The following is a 19,770-nucleotide window of genomic DNA, read 5'->3' as shown; positions in this document are numbered from 1 at the left end:
ATAAAAAACCCGGACAGTGTCCGGGTTTTTTCATTTTTAGCCTATGGCGATCTTGAGATCGAGCCTCGCTCCTCGGACTCAGGCAGTCAGAAGCTCCACAGGCTTTCGAGACCATAAATTTCGAGCGGTGAAGGTATGTGTCAATAAAGACATATTTCGCAACAAATGGGTGTCCGGCTTATTGACGTCAGAATGATGGCAACTTAACATTGCGCCATCATATTGATATCACTTGTCGTCTCGAGGGATCGAACATGTACCTGCACACCCTCGGGAAGAGGTTGTGTGCGGCTTTGCCGTGTCTATTGCTGTGTTTCAGCGTAAACCTTGCCCACGCCGCACCCACCCCCGGTGAAACCGACCTGATCCGCGAACGTCAGGATCGTCTGCTCGAAGAGCAGCGCCGACGTCTCGAAGAGCTCAAGGAACTGCCCGGCAAAGCGGCCAAACCGACGGCCCCTACAGCACCAGCCGATACCCGCTGCTTCCCGATCAAAGACATCGAGCTCAAGGGTGCCGACAGCCTTTCGGACCGTGAGCGCGAGCGTTTGCTCAAGCCTTACATCGGTCAGTGCCTGGGCGTCACCCAGCTCAACGAGCTGCTGAAAGTCATTACCGATAGCTACCTTGAGAAAGGTCTGGTGACCAGTCGTGCCTACTTGCCGCAGCAGGATTTGTCTACCGGTCATTTGAAGGTGCTGGTGGTCGAGGGCAAGCTCGAAGGCCTCAAAGGCGCGGAGGGCAGCAAGCTGTCGGACCGTGAACTGTCCATGGCTTTTCCTGGCAAGACCGGTGACCTGGTCAACCTGCGCGAGATCGAGCAACTGGTCGATCAGTTGAACCGTTTGCCGTCGAATCAGGCGCAGATGGAACTGGCACCCGGCAAAGCCGTGGGCGGCAGCGAAGTACTGGTCAAGAACACCCCGCAAAAGCCATGGCGCGCCGGTTTGTCGCGCAACAACGAAGGCCAGCGCAGCACCGGCGAGCAGCAGTGGGGCACGACCTTTGACTGGGACAGCCCGTTGGGCCTGGCGGATCAGTTGATGCTGCGCGGTGGTCACGATGCGGTAAGCGATCATAACCACACCTCGAGCAACGCCATGCTCAATTACAACCTGCCGTGGGGCTGGTGGAACTTCAACTACAGCTACAACCAGAGCGATTACCGCTCGCAGATTGCCGCCAATGGCTACAACTTCAAGCAGACCGGCGACAGCACGACTCACCAGTTCAAGGCCGAGCGCGTGATCTATCGCGATGCCGTGAGCAAGACGTCCTTGAATGCCGGCGTGTCCCACTTGCGCATCAACAACTTCATCGAAGACAGCAAGCTGGCCCTGAGCAGCAACCATCTGAGCGAAGCGCAGTTCGGGATCAACCACGGGCGGCGTGTCGGCTCGGCCTTCGTCAACCTCGACCTGGGCATGCAGAAAGGCATCGGCGCCTTCGATGCCCAGAGCAACGGCCACCCAGGCCCTGGGGACGCGGATGCGCGGTACCGCAAATACACCGGCACCCTGAGCTACTTGCAGCCGTTCAAACTCTGGGGCGAGTCGCTGAGCTTCAGCAGTTTGATGACCGGCCAGCGCAGCGAGGACGTGCTGTTCAGTCCGCAGCGCACCAGCCTGGGCGGGTTGTCGTCGATCCGTGGTTACAAGGACCAGTCGTTGTCCGGTGACAGCGGTGGTTACTGGCGCAATGACCTGCGCTGGAGTCGCCCGGTGAACTGGGAATGGCTGCGTCCGGTGTTCGCTGAATACGGCACCAGCCTGGGCTACGACCAGGGCGTGATCAGTCATGGCCGCTACAACGGCGAGCAACATGGGCGGATGTCCAGCAACTCGATCGAGCTGTTTGCCAAAGGGCAGCATGTGTCTGCCAGCGTGACCTTCGCCCATTCTCTGGAACGCCCGGATGCGTTGACCGAGCGCGAAGCCCCGATCTATTTCCGCGTGGATTTCTTCCTCTAACTTTCCGCTTTGTCGAGACCTGAATATGGACGTTCGCCAACTGGCCTTTCTGGCCGGCCAGCCTTCTGCTGCCGTGATTCCCCGTGAACGTTTCATGGGTATGCCTAAGCGCGGCCTGGCGTTCCTGCTGGCCAACGTCATGTTCTGGCAACCGATGTGGGCGCAGGCGGACGGCATCGTGGTCAGCGCGCCGGGCACCAGCCTGGATCGCGCCGGCAATGGCGTGCCGATCGTCAACATCGCCACGCCCAATGCCACAGGTCTCTCGCATAACCAGTTCCACGATTACAACGTCACCTTGCAAGGCTTGATCCTCAACAACGCCTCCACCCAGACCTCGGCTACCCAGCTGGGTGGGTACATCGTCGGCAACCCGAACCTGAAGAACAGCGGTCCGGCGCAAACCATACTCAACGAAGTCAACGGCGGCAGCCCGAGCCAGTTGAACGGTTACACCGAAGTGGCGGGGCAGTCGGCGCGGGTGATCGTCGCCAACCCCTATGGCATCAGTTGCAATGGCTGCGGGTTTATCAACACCCCACGGGTGACCTTGACCACCGGCAAACCGGTGCTCGACAGCGGTCGACTGGATCATTTCCAGGTCGATCAGGGCAGCGTCTCCATCGACGGCGCCGGGATCAACGCCACCAACGTCGACCGTTTCGAAATCATCACCCGCAGCGCGAAAATCAACGCGCAGATCCAGGCAAATAACCTGACCATCGTTGCCGGTCGCAACGACGTCAATGCCGACACGCTCAACGCCACGGCGCGGGCCAATGACGGCAGCGCCAAGCCGGAGCTGGCGATCGACTCCTCGGCGCTTGGCGGCATGTACGCCGGCGCGATCAAACTGGTCGGCACCGAAGCCGGCGTCGGGGTGAAGCTCGACGGCAAACTGATCGCCAGCGGCGGCGATATCCAGCTCGATGCCAACGGCCAGCTGAGCATGGCCGACACCTCGGCGGCCAATGGCGCAGTAAATATCAAAGCCGCCAGCCTCAATGCCCAAGGACCGATTTACGCCGGCAGCTCCCTCACCGTGCAGACCCAGGGCGACCTGAGCAACCAGCAAACCCTCGCCGCTCGCGACAGCATCAACCTGAGTGCCGGCGGCCAGTTGACCAACAACAACGTGATCGAAGCTGGGGTCAACGCCGACACCAGCCGCAATGCCAGCGGTGATGTGAACATCAGCGCACAGAACTTCAACAACAGCGGCAAAAGCGTCGTCGCCAGCCGCAACCTGACGGTCAACACCGCGCAAACCCTGACCAACCAGGGCGGCACTTTAAGTGCGAAGCAAGGCGCGAGCATCAACGCCGGGACGCTGGATAACCAGAACAAGGGACGGGTGCTGAGCACCGGTAGCCTGAACCTCAACGCCAACCAGTTGCTCAATGCCCAGGGCGGACTGGTGACCAGCAACGGCGAACTGGTCGCCAATGTGGGAGCACTGAGTAACGGCGCTGCTGAAATCTCCAGCCTTGCCGGGGTTACCTTGAATGTTGCGTCTCTGGATAACGTCGCCGGACTGATTTCGGCCGGCAGCACCCTGAATATCAACGCCAGCGGTGCCTTCAACAATCAGCGCGGTCGCCTGGCTGCCCAGCAGCGCGTGCAAGTTACGGCGGCATCCCTGGATAACAGCCAACAAGGCTCGATCATCAGCCAAGGCACCTTGGGCCTGACGGCTTTCGGTGCACTGGACAACCATCAAGCGGGCACGATCCAGAGCACCGGCAGCGCGGTGATCAATAGCGGCAGTCTGGATAACCATCAAGCAGGCGTGCTCACTAGCAGCAACGCTTTGAACCTGACCACTGGCCAGGTGGACAACAGCGAAGGTGGACGCATCGCCAGCGCCATGGCCCTGACCGCCAGTGTCAGCGGTCTGGACCAGCACAATCAGGGCCAATTGAGCGGCGCCACAGGCCTGACCCTGGACCTGAACAACGGTCTGCTCAACAACCAGAACGCCCTGATCACCACACCCGGCGCGCTGCTGCTGAAGAACCTGAATGCGGTGGTTAACCAGAACGGTGAAATCTCCAGCAAACAAGGTTTCACGTTGACGGCTGCCAGCCTGGACAACACGAGCGGCAAAGTCCTCAGCCAGCAAGCGCTGGTCCTGCGGATCGCCCGAGCCCTGGACAACACCGGGGCGCTGATTTCCGCCTCGGCCATCGATTTGCAGGCCGACAGCCTGAACAACCAGCTTGGCACGATGAACGTTGGCACAGGGCTGAACCTGTTGCTCGCCGGCAGCCTGAACAACCAGGGTGGCAAACTGAGCGCCCGGGATATCACCCTGCAGGTGGCTGATCTGGACAACCGTCTGGGTCATGTGACCGGCGATAACAATCTGACGCTGGGCAGTCAGGGCGCGATCAACAACGCCACGGGTTCGATGACCGCCGGCCAATTGCTGAAGGTGCAAGGCGCCAGTCTCGACAACACCCAAGGCACACTGACGGGGAGCTCGGGGCTGACGGCGAAGATTGCCGGACAGTTGCTGAACCAGGCCGGCTTGGTGTCCTCGAACGGTCTGTTGACCTTGGGCAGTGCCAGTCTCGACAACCAGCTCAAAGGGCGGATCGTCAGCAATACCGATCTCAACCTGAACACGCTCGGGTTGCTGGATAACCGTACCGGCAGCCTCAGCGCCGGTGGCGCGCTGACACTCAATGCCAACCGAATGGACAACCGTCAGGCGGGGTCGCTGAGCGCTGCCCAAGGCCTGAACCTGGCCATCGACAGCCTCGACAATCAGGGCGGCAACGTCTCCAGCCAACGTCAGTTGAACCTGACAGGCACGACGCTGGACAACAGCCATGGCGGCCAACTGCTTGCTAATGGCGACATCGATCTGACCCTCGCCCAGCTCAATAACCAAGTTGGCGGTCAGCTGTCCGGTCAGGCCGGTTTACACCTCAAGGCTGCGCAACTGAACAACGCTGACGGAGGCAATCTCTACGCCAAAGACAAGCTAGACCTGACACTGAGCGAGCAGTTGCTTAACACCCACGGCACGCTCAAGGGTGATGGCGCGATTCTGCTCAGCGTCGGCAGCCTGAACAACGACGGCGGCAACCTCTCCAGCGTCAAGGACCTGAAACTCACCAGCCTCGGCACCGTCAGCAACCTGGGTGGCACGCTGATCAGCGGCGATACGCTCGACCTGATTAGCGGCCAGCTCAACAACGGCGCCAAAGGCAGTATTTCCAGCACCAAAGCCCTGACCGCAAGCGTCAGCGGCCTTGATCAGCAAAACGGCAAACTGTTCAGCAGCACTGGGCTGAGTCTCGATCTGAATAACGGCCAGCTCAATAACCAGGGCGGTCTGATCAATGCCCCAGGCCAGTTATTGCTGAAAAACCTCAAGGGCGTAGCGAACCAGGGTGGCGAGATATCCAGCGATCAGGGATTCACGTTGGCTGCGCAAACGCTCGACAACACCGATGGCACGATTGGCAGTCATCAGGCGCTGATCCTGCGCGTTGACCAGACCTTGAAAAACCTCCGGGGGCTGGTGTCGGCCAATGGGTTGGATGTCCGCGCCGCTAGCGTCGACAACAGCGCTGGCAAGATCGGCAGCGATTCGGACCTGACCGTGAATGTCGAGGGCGGAGTCACCAACCTCAATGGAACGGTATCCAGTGCCGGGATCTCGACCTTCAAGGCCGCGAGTCTGGACAATACCAAAGGCCAACTGACGAGCGACCTTGGTCTGAGTATCGACCTGAGCGGCGCCCTGAATAACCAGGGCGGCAAGCTCGGTTCCGGCAAGGCACTGAGCCTGACTGTCGACAGCCTCGACAACCGTGCGGCGGGAATGCTGCTGGCCGTCGATGGCAGCCTGACGGGGAAAATTGCAGGAGCGTTCGATAATCGGGAGCTGGGAAAACTAAGAGCCACCGGCAGCATCGACCTGACCACCGGCAGCCTGGATAACCGTGGCGGCAGTCTGGCCGGCAAGGACCGGCTGACCTTGCGCAGCAATTCGGCAGATAACCGCGGTGGGCTGATCGAAGCTGACAAGGACCTGAGTCTGCTCGTCGGGCAACTGGATAACCGCGACAAAGGCGTGCTGACCGGCAAGGCCGCGATCAGCTACGAAGGCTCGCAGTTGGACAACAGCGGTGGCCTGCTCAGTGCGGTCGGTCCCGTGACGCTCAAGGCCCGGGACCTCATCAACACCAAAGGCCGGATCGCCAGTCAGACTGACCTGACCGCTACCCTCGACACCTTGAACCAACAGGGTGGTGAGTTGGTCGCCCAGGGTAATTTGCTGCTGACCGCCAAGACCCTCGACAACCGCAACGGCGGTCTGGTGGGCAGCACCAAGGCGCTGACCGTCAATGTCGATCAGATCGACAACCGCGCCGGGGAAATCTCCAGCACCGACAACAGCGTGAACCTCACCGGTCAGCGTCTGGACAACAGCGACGGCGGCAAACTGCTGTCCGCGACCGACCTGCAGTTGACGGTGGCGCAACTGATCAACCAGAACAAGGGCAAGCTGTTCGCCAAGGGCAGCGCTCATCTGGCCGGTACCACGCTAGACAACACCAGCGGTAGTTTCTCCGGCCTCAAGGGCCTGGATATTCGTCTTGATGGGGCGCTGCTCAATAACGCCGGGTTGCTCAGTGGCGAAGGCGGATTCACCCTCAACGCCGCCACGCTGGATAACACCGCAGGCAAGCTCAGCAGCGCCGGCGCTCTATCGGTCACCAGCCTGGGGGCGTTGCTCAACCAGGGTGGTTCGATCATCACCGATCAGGGTTTGACCCTTACCAGCTCCAGCCTCGATAACAGCCAGAAAGGCCTGATCAACGGCAAGGGCGCAACCCGCGTCACCACGGGTATTTTGAACAACAGCCAGGGCGGCCATCTCACCAGCGACGACATGCTGGATCTGACCGCGACCCAGGTCAGCAACGGCGGCACCGGCCGCATTGCCAGCGAAAAAAACCTGACGGCAAGCGTCACCGGCCTGGATCAACAAGGCGGCGAACTCTTCAGCAAAACCCGCCTGGACCTGGACCTGAACAACGGCCAACTGAACAACTTGAACGGCCTGATCAATGGGCCCGTGCTGGTGCTCAACAACCTCAAGGACGTTAACAACCAGAACGGCGAAATCTCCAGCGCCCAAGCGTTCACCGTCGCCGCGCAAAACCTCGACAACAGCGGTGGCAAGCTCCTGAGCAACCAGGGCCTGACCCTGCGGATCGCTCAGACCCTGAACAACCTTAACGGGCTGATTTCTGCTGCGTCCCTCAACAGCCGAAGTGCCAGCCTGGACAACAGCCATGGCCTGATCAGCAGCAGTGGCGACATTGATCTGGGTGTGACCGGGTCCTTCACCAATCAGAGCGGCACCCTGATCGGCGACGGTGCGGTGCTGTTGGCGGCCAACAGTCTCGACAACAGCAACGGTTCGGTCGCCGGCAAGGCCGATGTGTCGGCAACCGTCACCACGCTCAATAACCAGAACGGTCAACTGATCGCCAGTGGTGCCCTGAGCCTGACCAGCAGCACACTCGACAACCGCCAGAACGGTTTGGTAGGTGCAACAAAAGCGCTGAAACTCAATGTCGGTGATATCGACAACCGTGGCGGCGAACTCTCCAGCAGCGCCGATATCAGCCTGACGGGCAATCGCCTGGACAACAGCGACAGCGGCGAGATCATCGCGGCCATGGGCTTGACCATGACCCTCGGCCAGGTGCTCAACCGTAATCAGGGCCTGATCAACGGCAAGGCCGGTTTGACGTTGGATGGCCAGACCCTGGACAACAGCGCTGGCCACTTGCTCAGCGGGCAAGATATTCGGCTGGGTCTGAGCAGCGACCTGACGAACAATCAGGGCCAGATCAGCAGTGAAGGCCAACTCGACGTCAGCAGCGCCAACCTGAGCAACACCGGTGGCAGCCTGTCGAGTGCCGGGGCGTTGAAGGTCAATGTCAGCGGTGCGCTCGGCAACCAGGGCGGGCAACTGGTCAGTGACCGCAGCGTTGACTTGACCAGCGCCAGCCTCGACAACCGTCAACAAGGCGTGATCAGCGGCAAGGGCCCGGTTGGCGTGACCACCGGCGCCTTCGACAACAGCCAGAACGGTCGTCTGAACAGTGGCGACAGCCTGAGCCTCACGGCCGGCCAGGTCACCAACCAGAGCGGTGGCAGCATCGGCAGCGCCAAGGCACTGACGGCCAGCGTCACTGGTCTCGACCAGATGGGTGGCAAACTCTTCAGCAACACCAGCCTCGTCCTGGACCTGCACCAAGGTCAGTTGAATAACCAGAATGGCCTGATCAATGCCCCGTCGCTGGTGCTCAATAACCTCAAGGGTGTTAACAACCAGGGCGGCGAAATCTCCAGCGCCCAGGCCTTTAGCCTCGCCGCTGACAGCCTCGACAACAGCAACGGCAAGCTCCTCAGCAACCAGGCCGTGACCCTGCGGATCAATCAGGCCTTGACCAACCTCAAGGGCCAGATTGCCGCAGCGGCCCTCGACGTCCGCGCCGCCAGCCTGGATAACACTGACGGCACCCTGAACAGTCGCAGCGATCTGACCCTGAATGTCGCGGGTTTGCTGAGCAACCAGAACAAAGGCCTGATCAACGCGGCACAGAACCTGACGCTGACCAGCGCCGACCTGAACAACCAGGGTGGCATCCTGCTCGGTGGCAGTGCCGTGACCCTCAATGCTATGGCGCTGAACAACAGCGCCAACGGCTTGATCAACAGCCAGGGCGGTTTGAGCCTGACCGCCAACAGCCTGAACTCCAACAATGGCGGTGAAGTCTCGGCCAAAGGTGACATCGCACTGACGTTGGGAGCACTGACCCAAAACGGCGGGCGTTTGCTGAGCGATGCGGGGATCACGCTTGACCTGAGCGGTAGCGACCTGAGCAACCAGAACGGCTTGATCACCGCCAAAGGTCCGCTGACCATCAGCCGCCTGCGCGACCTGAACAACCAGAGCGGTGAAGTCTCCAGCAGCCAGAGCTTCACCCTGGCTGGACGCACCTTCGATAACAGCGGCGGCAAACTGATCAGCAACAACCTGCTGAGCCTCAACGCCGGCAATCTGCTCAACCAGAACGGCCTGATCTCCGGTTGGCAGGGCCTTGACGTCAACAGCGCCAGCCTCGACAACCGCAACAACGGCACGCTTTCCAGCCGCAGCGGCAACCTCGGCGTGACCTTGAGCGGTGCCTTGCTCAACAGCGGTGCCGGCGCGCTGGTCAGCCAGAAAGCGCTCACCGTCAACGCGGCAAGCCTCGACAACAGCGGCGGCATTCTGTCCAGCGGCGCCGGCCAGACCCTGACGGTCAGCGGCCTGCTGAACAACGGCCAGAACGGCCTGATCGACAGCGGCGCGGCGCTCACCGTGCAAGCCATGACCCTCGGCAACGCGGCGGGCGTGATAAACGCGCAACAGAACCTGAGTTTCACTGGCAGCACGCTGGATAACAGCGCCGGTAGCCTGGTCAGTAACGGTGCGCTCACCCTCGACCTGCTCGGCGCATTGACCAACACCAACGGCAAACTCGCCAGCGCCGGTCCACTGCTGATCAGTCGTAGCAGCCAGATCAACAACCAGGGCGGTCAACTGGCCAGCCAAGGTCTGATGACCTTGCTCACCGGCAGCCTCGACAACCGCAATCGCGGCACCGTCGCGAGCAACAACAACCTCGTCATCAACACTTCCGGCGCCGTCCAGAACAACGGCGACGGCCTGATCTACAGCCAGAACGGCAACCTGCAACTCACCGCCGCGAGCCTGGCCAACGCCAAAGGCACCGTGCAAAGCCTGGGCGCGATGAATCTGTCTGTAGCGGGCGATATCGACAACCAGAGCGGCCGGCTCCTGGCCCAGAACGGCGACCTTACGGTCAGCGCCACCAATCTGGACAACCGCGGCGGCACCCTCGCCAGCGTCAAGGGCGCGCTCGAAGCGCGCATCGTCGGCGTGCTGAAAAACGGTTACGACCTGACCAACAACCGTCAGGGCGGCATCGTTCAGGCACAGCGTCTGAACCTCAGCGCATTGGGCGGCATCGATAACTACGGCGGCCGCATCTCGGCGCAAAGCGGCGATGCAATCGTCGCCACCCGCGACTTCGATAACCGCAATGGCGGCCTCTACGCCAAAGGCCGGGTCAGCGTCACCGGCAACAACTTCGACAACAGCGGCGACAACGATGGCCAGATCGCCGGCAACGGGATCGACCTGAACCTCAGCGGCGCCCTGAACAACCGCCTGGGCATCATCGAGAGCGACAGCACCCTGAGCGTGCGCGCCGCCAGCCTCGACAACCAGACCGGCCAACTGCGTGCCTTGGGCACCAGCGGCAAGACCGACTTCCAGATTGGTGGTTTGTTTGATAACCGCAACGGCACACTGGAAACCGCCAACAGTGACCTGACGCTCAACGCGGCAAGCTTCCTGAACCAGGGCGGTAGCTTGTTGCACGTGGGCACCGGCACGTTTGATATTTCCACGGCCAACGTCACCGGGGCCGGCGGCTCCATCGTGACTCGTGGTGGGCTGACTCTCAACGCCGACTCGTTGACCAACAGCAGCGTCATCCAGGCTGGGCGCCTGACCGTCAACGTCAACAACCTGAACCAGACCGGCAGTGGGCAATTGCTGGCCTCTAACAGTCTGGTGGGTAACGGGGGGAACTGGAACAACGATGGTTTGATTGCCAGTGATGGCAGCATGAGCCTGGCGCTGGGCGGCAACTATAGCGGCAATGGCAGGATCAGCAGCCTGGGCAATCTGGGGCTGACAGCTGCCTCGATGACTCTGGGCAGTGCGGGCAGCATTGCCAGTGGTGGAGACGCCACGATCAATGTCGGTGGCCAACTCAACAACTACGGTCGGATGACGTCTGCCACCGGGATGACGGTCAATGCCGGATCAATCAACAACTACGGGACCTTGGGCAGCAGTGGCAATCTGCGTCTGAGCACGTCCAGCCTGCTGAATCAGAATGGTTTGATCTTCAGCGGTGGTGACATGGCATTGCGGGTGAATGACTTCACTAACCGTTATGCGGATGTGTACAGCCTCGGCAATATCAGCATCGCCAGGGATGACGGTAATGGTTTGAGTTCTTCGATCAACAACATTTCCGCGACGCTTGAAAGTGCCGGTGATTTGAGTCTGGCGGCCAGTCACATCGAAAATCGTAAGGACATTTTTGAGACCACAGGCGGGCTGATGAGCGGCTACATAGGAGTGCAGTGCTCCTCCTGCTCCTCATACGATCCCCTTTCCCCCGTGGGATCAGATAGCTATGTGGTCTGGGTGCAAAACTACAAGTCGCAGATCGTCAAGGATTCTGCCTCGTCCAGTTTAACTGCTGGGAGAAACTTCACTGTCAATGGCGGTGACCTCATCAATCAGGCGTCGACCATCAGTGCCGGCAACAATCTGACGTTTAACCTGCAGAACTTCACGAATCAGGGGGCCTCTGTAGGTGACTACAGTGAACGGCGGTCTATTGCGCTTTCACCTGGATTGAGCCTATGGAAGTCGATCATGGCTTATAACGCCGCCAATGATCCTTCCTACGATCCTGGACAATTAGGGTACGTTGGGGGCAGTGATCCAACATTTTCACGGCCTAATCTCCATTTTTGGAACAGCGCCAGCGTTGAATCCGTAATACAGGTAGCCCCTCATCCAGGCGGAAAAAACCTGGAGACCTACATCAGGTTCGGTTCGCAACATGTCGAAGTCGACGCTGGTGATTTATGGGCCGACTTTGCCCGTCCCCATTATGACGATGGCGTGCGTACCGCAGCTCCGGCTGCAATTCAGAACGCAACCTACTTCGACCCCAAGGTGACTTACAACAGTCCCTCAAGTTACGCCAACGCGATCGTTCAGGCAGGTGGTGTGGTGGCCATCAACGCCGCCCAAAACTTGACCAATGGCGTCGTTCGTCAAGGCGTCACGATCGCCAACAACGCTTCTCGCGTAGGCTCGACTCAGTCGAGCAGCAACACCGCGACCATCATCAACATTAACCATCAGTTGCCTCCGGATCTTGCACAACAACAGGTCAACCCGCTGGCTCTGCCTGGTTTTAGTCTGCCCTCTGGGCAAAACGGTCTGTTTCGCTTGAGCGGGCAAGGCGGGACGGTTCAGCAGGCGACCCAGGCCAACATCGGCCCGCAAAGCTGGACCATGGGCAGCGCCTCCGTCAGCACCGCTCAGCGCCAACAAAGCCTGCCAGATGTGCAGGCACGTAGCGTCCAGATCGGTGACATCGCCCAAGTCGCCTCCAGCGACCGGCAACTGAGCCGGATCACCCGTCAGGTCACCGACAGCAACATGGGCGCCAGCACGATCAATGTCAGTGCTCCCGCCGACAATGGCGGCACCCTGCTGTTGCCCGGCCATGACAGTAATGTTGGGGCTATCACCCAAGTAGGTGCCGTGCATGTCGATGGCGCCAGCCAGAGTGCGGTCGCAACAGGTCCAGACCTGAGCGTACCGACGCTGCCGCTCAACCAACGTGACCCGTTGGCCACCGTGACCACTCCTGTGGCCGCACCTCTCGTGCCGCCCGTGAATACTCAAAATCCCGGCGCCTTGATCAGTGCCCCGACTGCCGTCCCCGGTGTGGTGACCACACCGACCGGTAGTGTTCCGGTGGTTAGCAATCCCGCAATCACGACTCCGGTAGTGAGTGCACCAGTGATCGCTACTCCTGTGGCCAGTCAGACCGTGGCCCGTGTTCAGGGCCTGCCGGACACCTCGTTCAAGTCCAACCCGCAGAAGTACCTGATCGAAACCAACCCGGTGCTCACCGACCTCAAGCAGTTCATGAGTTCGGACTACCTGTTGGCGAACCTCGGTTACGACCCGGATAAAAGCGCCAAACGTCTGGGTGACGGCCTCTACGAGCAGAAGCTGATTCAGCAAGCCGTAGTCGCCCGTACCGGCCAGCGCTTCATCGACGGCCAGACCTCGGACGCCGCGCTGTTCAAGTACCTGATGAACAACGCCGTCACCAGTAAAAACCAACTTAACCTGTCACTCGGTGTAAGCCTGACTTCCGAACAAGTCGCGGCCCTGACCCACGATATCGTCTGGATGGAAAATGCCGAAGTTAATGGTGAGCGAGTGCTGGTGCCAGTTTTGTACCTGGCCAGCGCCAACAACCGCCTGGCGGCCAACGGCGCCCTGATCCAGGGTAGCGACGTAACGCTGATCGCCGGCAACGATCTGAACAACGCCGGTACCTTGCGTGCCAGTAACAACCTGTCGGCCAAGGCCGGCAACGACGTCATCAATACAGGGTTGATCGAGGCCGGCAATCGTCTGGATCTGCTGGCCGGTAACAACATCATCAACAAGTCCGGCGGCATCATCGCCGGGCGTGACGTCAGCCTCACAGCGGTCAACGGTAATGTGATCAATCAGCGCGATGTCACAGGCCTGGACTCCAGCATTGGCGGTACTCGTCAGCACCGCGATTACCTCGACAACGCCGCTCGCATCGAGGCCTCGAATGACCTCAGTATCGTAGCCGGTCGCGACATCAAAAATACCGGAGGCGTACTGCAAAGCGGCCGAGACATGGAGATGAGTGCCGGTCGGGACGTGAGCATCAATTCGATTCAAGAGCGCACCACGGATGCTCGTGGCAGCTCATTCCTCAATCAGCAAATTACCCAGCACGGCGCAGAAGTCACCGCTGGCCGCGACCTGTCAATCAGTGCCGGTCGCGACATCAGTGCAATTGCCAGTCGCCTGGACGCCAAGCGTGATATCGCCCTTCAATCGGAAGGGGACATCACCCTGGCTTCGGCTGCCGATGAAAGCACGTATGCGTCGCGCAGCAAGAAAACCACCCTTGAAACCCATCGGGTGACCCAACAATCCACCGAGGTGAACGCCGGACGCGACATTTCCATTGATGCGGGCAAGGATCTCGCGATTATTGCCAGCCGGATCAAGGCCGGTGCAGATGTCGGTCTGGATGCCGGTCAGGACATCACCATTGCCTCTGACAAAGACGAGAGTTCGTACTTCTACACGAAAAAGAGTAAGGGCTCCTTCGGTCGCAGCAGTAGCAAGCAGCAAGAAAGCTACGACAGCACCAACGTTGCCTCGGTGATCGAGGCCGGCCACGACCTGACGGTGAACACCAGCAAAGACGCACAGGGCGGCGTCAGCCTGGATGGCGGACGTGATGTCAGCATCATCGGCAGCCAGCTCAAGGCCGGTAACGACTTGATCCTCGGCGCTACCAACGACGTCGCGGTGTTGTCGGGTGTTGAAGAGCACGGTTCTTACAGCAAGACCACCAAGTCTGGATTCCTCGGGTTGTCGAAAAGTGGCAAAAGCCAGTTGAAGACCACCGCCTCTCAGGTGGCAAGTGATCTGGAAGCAGGTAACGATTTGGTGGTCGCAGCGGGTAACGACTTCCGTCTGCGGGCCAGTAAGACCTCGGCCGGCAATGATGTCGAACTGCGTGCGGGCCTGGTCAAGGACAGCGGCGACATCAACCTGGTTTCGGCCAACGACACGGCCTATAGCCGTAGCGAGCAGTACAAGAGCAAAACCGGGTTCTCCACCTCGGGTGGTTTCCTGTCGATTTCTTCGGCCAAGGAATCGGGCCGGCAAGCGCAAAGCAGTACCAGTGTGGGCAGCCAGGTAGTGGCTGATCGTGATGCGACCTTGCAGGCCGAGCGTGACATCAACGTGTTGGGTAGCAGCATCAATGGTGGGCGTAACGTTAGCCTGAATGCCGGACGCGACGTCAATGTGGCCGCGGGGCTCAACGAAAATGCCGAGCAGGCCTGGTCCAAGTCCAGGCAGGTAGGTATCGGCGTTTCCAGTGACGCCAACGGCGTGAACTTCTTCGCCGGTGCCGATCGCCTCAAGGAAAAGAATCGTCTCGAACAACAGGCCGCAGCCGCCAGCCAGATCAATGCGGGTAAGGATCTGGCCATCAATGCCAAACGCGATATCAACCAGACGGGTTCTGATCTGCAGGCGACTCATGACATCGACTTGGCCGCCGGGCGCAACATCAATATTGATGCAGCCCGCGAGACTCAGGTGATCGAGCAGCAGCGTGAGTCCGAGCGCAATGGTCTGAGCGCTTCGCTCAATCACAACTACGGCCAAACCAAAAATGCTGTCAGCGGTACAGGCAAAGGTGAGAACGGCGTCAGCAAGGGTTCCAGCACGTTGAAAGGGGTTGATGCTGTCGGTCAATTCCTGGCGGGGCCGACGGCTGACGACAAGTTCGGTAACAGCAAACAGACCAGCAGTCAGGAGACCATCGAGCAGAGCAACAGATCTTCGACCCTGAATGCTGGCAACGACCTTAACCTCATCGCTAATAACGATGTCACGGTCAAGGGCGGTCAGCTGCAAGCTGGACGTGACATCAATGTAAAAGGTCGTGACGTCACCCTAGACGTGGCCAAGGGCAGCGTCAGCCAGGAAAGTAACCAAAGCCAGAGTTGGGGCGGTATCCATGGCGGCACCAGCGGCGGCTTCAAGATCGGTATTGGCGGTAGCTCCGGTATGGCCACCGAGGATGGGGGGCATGGCACCTCAACCGCGACTCAGGTTGCGGCAGGTCGGGATATCAACCTGGATGCCAGCCACGATATGAACCTGGTGGGGACTCAGGTCAAGGCAGGTCGGGATATCGATCTGCATGTCGGCAACGACCTGAACATACGCGCGGCGCAGAACGACAGTAATAGCGAGAGCAACCGGCACAGTGGTGGCGGGGAAGTTGGTCTGACAGCCGGTTCCCAAGGTGTCGGCGTCTATGCCAGCGTCAGCATGGGCAAGGGCAACCTCGAACGCGAGGGTGAGCACCAGCAAGAGGCTTACCTCTATGCCGGTGACCGCTTGGGCTTCACCAGCGGCAAGGACACAAATATTGCCGGTGCAACTCTGCGTGGTGATGAGGTAGTTGGTCGTGTGGGCGGCGACCTCAACGTTTCCTCCATGGCCGATACCGGCAAGGTCAAAGGCAAAGAGTTCGACATCAGCGTCACAGCCACCATCGGTCTGGGAGCCAGTGTCAGCGGCTCGGTCGGCTATGGTCAGACCACCGGCAAGACCAATTGGGTCGAACAGCAAACCAGCATCACTGGCAAAAACAAGGTCGACATCCGCACCGAGGATCACACTCAGCTCGATGGTGCTTTGATCTCTGCTGACAACGGCAACCTCAAACTGGATACCGGCACGTTGGGCTTCAGCGATATCGCCGGTGAAGACAAGGAGCACGGTTACTACCTGAACGTCGGTGGCAGTTACGCAGCTGGTAACAGCAAAACCACCCAGGACAGCAGTCAGGTCGGCAAAGGCAAGAAAGGCGAGACTGGCTGGAGTGTCGACGGCTGGAAATACGATAAAGAGCGTGAGCAGGTCGTACGGGGGACCGTCGGAGCCGGCGAGATTGTGGTGCGCAAGGATGCCGAGACAGGTAATGACTCTACGGCCGGGCTGAACCGGGATGTGAGCAAGGCGTATGAAATTACCAAGGACAAGGAGTCACGGACTGACCTGTATGTGACCAAGTCTTCTACCGAGGCCGTGGCTGACACCACTGGCACGCTGCAAGCCTGGAAAACCAATATAGGAAACTATGCCGGTAATACTGAAAAGGCTTATGAGGCCGCCCTCGCACTGATTACAGGCCCGGTTCAGGTAGCCGGACAGGCTTGGAGCAATATTCAGGCGCAGCGGGTTTCCCTCGACGAGGTGCCTGCCTCGGCGAGAGCTCAGTTGGGTGATGAACTGGCACTCAATATTGCCAAGAACCTGGTGCGAAATGGCAGGAATCCGGATGAGGTCAAGGACCTGAAGCCGGGTGATGTGATCGCCATCCAGACCTTTGCGAAGCGATTCGCAGAGTTTACCGAGCAGCAAGGGCGCTGCGCCGCCTCGGGTGGCTGTGTTTCAGGTGATGGGAACCAGCAAGACACGGTTTATACCCACTATCGCGATACAGACGGCAGCAACAAGGCAACAGGGCTCAAATCGCTGAATCCGAATACGCCGGGCGGCAAATTGCTGGCGCAGTCTGAGCTATTGCAAGGGTATCTGGATCAGTTGCCGGCAGAGCAGGCGCAGCTTGTGGGGCTGGGAATTCAGGCCGTCATGGGGCCAGCGAAAATGGCCGTGGGTCTGGCAGGGAACGTCTTGGTCAACAAGCTGTTCGGCGACAAGATCGCTGCGGCCAAGGACTCTCTGTCAAAAAACATCGCGAGTGAGCTGAGTGGTCAGAGCAAGGATAATCTGGAGATCAGCGATAACAAGTTCAAGAAACTGTACGGACTCGGGGAGAGTGAGCAGCAGGGCGATATCTATGTTCGTGGTGCAACCACGCTGCTGAATATTGCCTTGGGTACGGTGACCAACGCCGCAGGTGCTGCGACTGGTAAGGTCATTGGCATCATAGGTGGCAAGGGGGCTGCTGGCGGCACAACCAAGGTTACGGACCCGCTGAACATTGACCTTAAACATCCTGACTGGAAGAAAGAGTTTGGGGAGACGCCGCAGAAGGGATGGGTGGATGCAGGCCCGACAGGCAAGCAGCCAACGACGTCTGTGTCCGACCATGGCCTCAAACCTAACGTTGGGGGGCATGCCGATATTCCTGTGGTAAAGGTCAATACCGGCAACGCGGTCAAAGGATCTCGTGAGTACGAAATTCTCAATAATCCGAGTGCCAGGAGCCCCAATACCCGATACGAGCTTGATAATGGCGACTCCTTTACGACAAACAGTAAAGGCTTCGTAGAAGAGCTTACGTTTACTCCGAACCAGACGAAGGTCCCTCGAGATTCTAGGCAGACAGCGGCAGGCAAGGAAGGGCGGGACACTGACGTTGGCGGCCATGCTCAGGCGTGTAGCCAGGGTGGGACCTGTGATGGTTATAATCTGTTTCCACAGGACAAGAATTTCAATAACTCGGCCTATAAGGTGTTCTATGAAAATAGAATCAAGGAGGCTTTAAATGATCCGTCCAAAACTGTTGGTCCGACTACTATAAGGTTTAATCGCGCGGATCCTGGGGCGGTGAGACCCGATACGATGGAGTTGACATATACGATAGATGGGAAGAGTAAGACTTTGCGTTTTGAAAATGAGGCTAATAAAATTCCGGAGGTTATAGAGTGATTACTGAAGATATAGAGTTGGTAAAAGAGATTTTTGCACTGATAGAGGCTGGCATTGTGCATGGTTATGACTCTTTTCGTTACGAGGTTGAGGTGGGTGACGGCTACTCGGAGGAAGAACTCGTAGTTGAAAATAATGGGGTTGAGGTGACAAATGCCGAAACTGATTTCAATGGTGCGATTCTATATAGTCTGGTGAAGCGATTGAAAGAAAACTCTAAGAGGCGTGGTGAAAGCTGGAATTCATTTGTCATGTCTTATAGGCGTGGTGGGGAAGTAAAAACAAATTTCAAGTACTGATGCTCTGGAACTATAGGGCCGGCTAATGGGTGTCCCCTTTTTGGTCCGAGTTTGGCCAGGGTGGCGTTGGAGACCAAGGGCCTCACATCAACGTACGACCACCCGAAAATACCCGTAATGGCACGGTGCCTGGTACTGAAGAGCACTATTATTTTGAATAGGACTGACATGACTAATTGGACTGATTTCCTGACTGACGCCGACGGCCTGCGGGCGATTTTTGGTGATGAGTTACCGACTTTGAATCAGGTCGATCTGCATGAAGTAATAATGCATCGGGACGGTCCAAGAGTGGTGCTGCGGTTTGATTTGTCAGAGTTTCCAATCAACCCTCCGAAGAAGTGGGTGCAGGCTGGATATAGCTGCGTGCAGCTAAAGTTAGTGGCTGTAGGGATTCGTGAGTTTTTTGTTGAAGGGTGGTGCTCGGAGTGCAAGTGCAATATTGTTATTGGCTCTCGCGGGAAATCCGTTGAGCTGTGTGTTGAAAGTGAGTTTGTTAAAATAAAGATTGTTGCTGATTTTTTGGTTTTTGATGGCGTGAGTGCCTATCGTGCTACATAAAAAATAAGAAGCAGAGGAATGGGGGAGGGCTTATTTTTTTAGCCAAAGCAGTAAAAATAACCTCCCGATTTTCCCTTAATTAACTTGAGCGTCACTTCAAAATTCGTAAGATACCGCTCTTAAAAAATAACATAACCCCTTCTCAAGGACGAACTCACATGCGTGTGTTGGCTCTACTCTTGGCAATCTCATTTTTGTCCGGCTGTGCCTCAAAACCGGATTACTACATCTCCCCCACACCAGTTCAGATCCCGGCGACCGCTACCTATTGGATCGATAACTTCGATGTTGAACTGGTCGGCAAGAATGAGCGGTTTATGCCACAAGACACGTTGCGTGAGCAGCTCCGTGTTGAGCTGATCAATCAATTGTCGAGCGCTAATCGCTATGCAACGAGCAAGGAAAGTGCCGATTACCTGCTGGATGTGAACACCGTCTACAAGCGTCGGATCGGCAACTCCAATGGGGGATTGGTGTCGGTTATTGTCGACGACAATACGATCCTTGCCAGTGTTGATTTCAGTTATCAGGTCAAGGTCAAAAAGGCCGGTGCCGAAGTTCTGCATTTTTCCAATGAGCGTGAGGGGCTGCAGCCTGCCGGTGCATTTGGTCAGCTTCGCAATATGAAGACCATGGTGGCGGCGCTGACTCACAAAGATAATTCTGACGTGGAGCCTTTCTATATCCGTACCTTGCCGACATTTATCGTGTCCGACATCAGGGATATTCCTTCGCGCTAGTTGCTGCGAAA

6 protein-coding genes are annotated in these 19,770 nt (G+C 58.3%); all 6 read left to right on the top strand.

Annotation, left to right across the window (positions count from 1 at the left end; genetic code table 11):
• Nucleotides 1-254: 254 nt before the first annotated feature.
• The 6 genes from AC1DIH_RS04300 (at nucleotide 255) to AC1DIH_RS04275 (ending at nucleotide 19,759) form a co-directional block, all read left to right on the top strand.
• Nucleotides 255-1,970: a ShlB/FhaC/HecB family hemolysin secretion/activation protein gene (locus tag AC1DIH_RS04300; RefSeq protein WP_477770720.1), complete on the top strand. Its 1,716-nt coding sequence runs from the start codon at nucleotides 255-257 to the stop codon at nucleotides 1,968-1,970.
• 25 nt (nucleotides 1,971-1,995) lie between these two features.
• Nucleotides 1,996-18,159 carry a hemagglutinin repeat-containing protein gene (locus AC1DIH_RS04295; RefSeq protein WP_477770719.1) on the top strand — a complete coding sequence of 5,388 codons (16,164 nt, stop codon included), beginning with the start codon at nucleotides 1,996-1,998 and terminating at the stop codon, nucleotides 18,157-18,159.
• Entirely contained in the window at nucleotides 18,156-18,458 is a 303-nt protein-coding gene (locus AC1DIH_RS04290) for a hypothetical protein (RefSeq protein WP_477770718.1), read from the top strand. Before AC1DIH_RS04295 ends, AC1DIH_RS04290 begins: the two co-directional genes overlap by 4 nt.
• Before the next feature lie 29 nt (nucleotides 18,459-18,487).
• Nucleotides 18,488-18,619, top strand: a complete 132-nt coding sequence (locus tag AC1DIH_RS04285; protein ID WP_477770717.1) for an HNH/endonuclease VII fold putative polymorphic toxin — start codon at nucleotides 18,488-18,490, stop codon at nucleotides 18,617-18,619.
• Nucleotides 18,620-18,626: 7 nt separating this feature from the next.
• Nucleotides 18,627-19,019 (top strand): Imm50 family immunity protein, encoded by a 393-nt coding sequence (locus tag AC1DIH_RS04280; RefSeq protein WP_477770716.1) that lies wholly within the window; start codon nucleotides 18,627-18,629, stop codon nucleotides 19,017-19,019.
• A gap of 158 nt (nucleotides 19,020-19,177) precedes the next feature.
• Nucleotides 19,178-19,759 carry a hypothetical protein gene (locus AC1DIH_RS04275; protein WP_477770715.1) on the top strand — a complete coding sequence of 194 codons (582 nt, stop codon included), beginning with the start codon at nucleotides 19,178-19,180 and terminating at the stop codon, nucleotides 19,757-19,759.
• Nucleotides 19,760-19,770: the final 11 nt, after the last annotated feature.

This window comes from Pseudomonas sp. 05N36 (genome assembly GCF_056397385.1).
The sequence above is the reverse complement of the archived record's forward strand: the minus strand, read 5'-3'. Positions and strand labels throughout refer to the sequence as shown.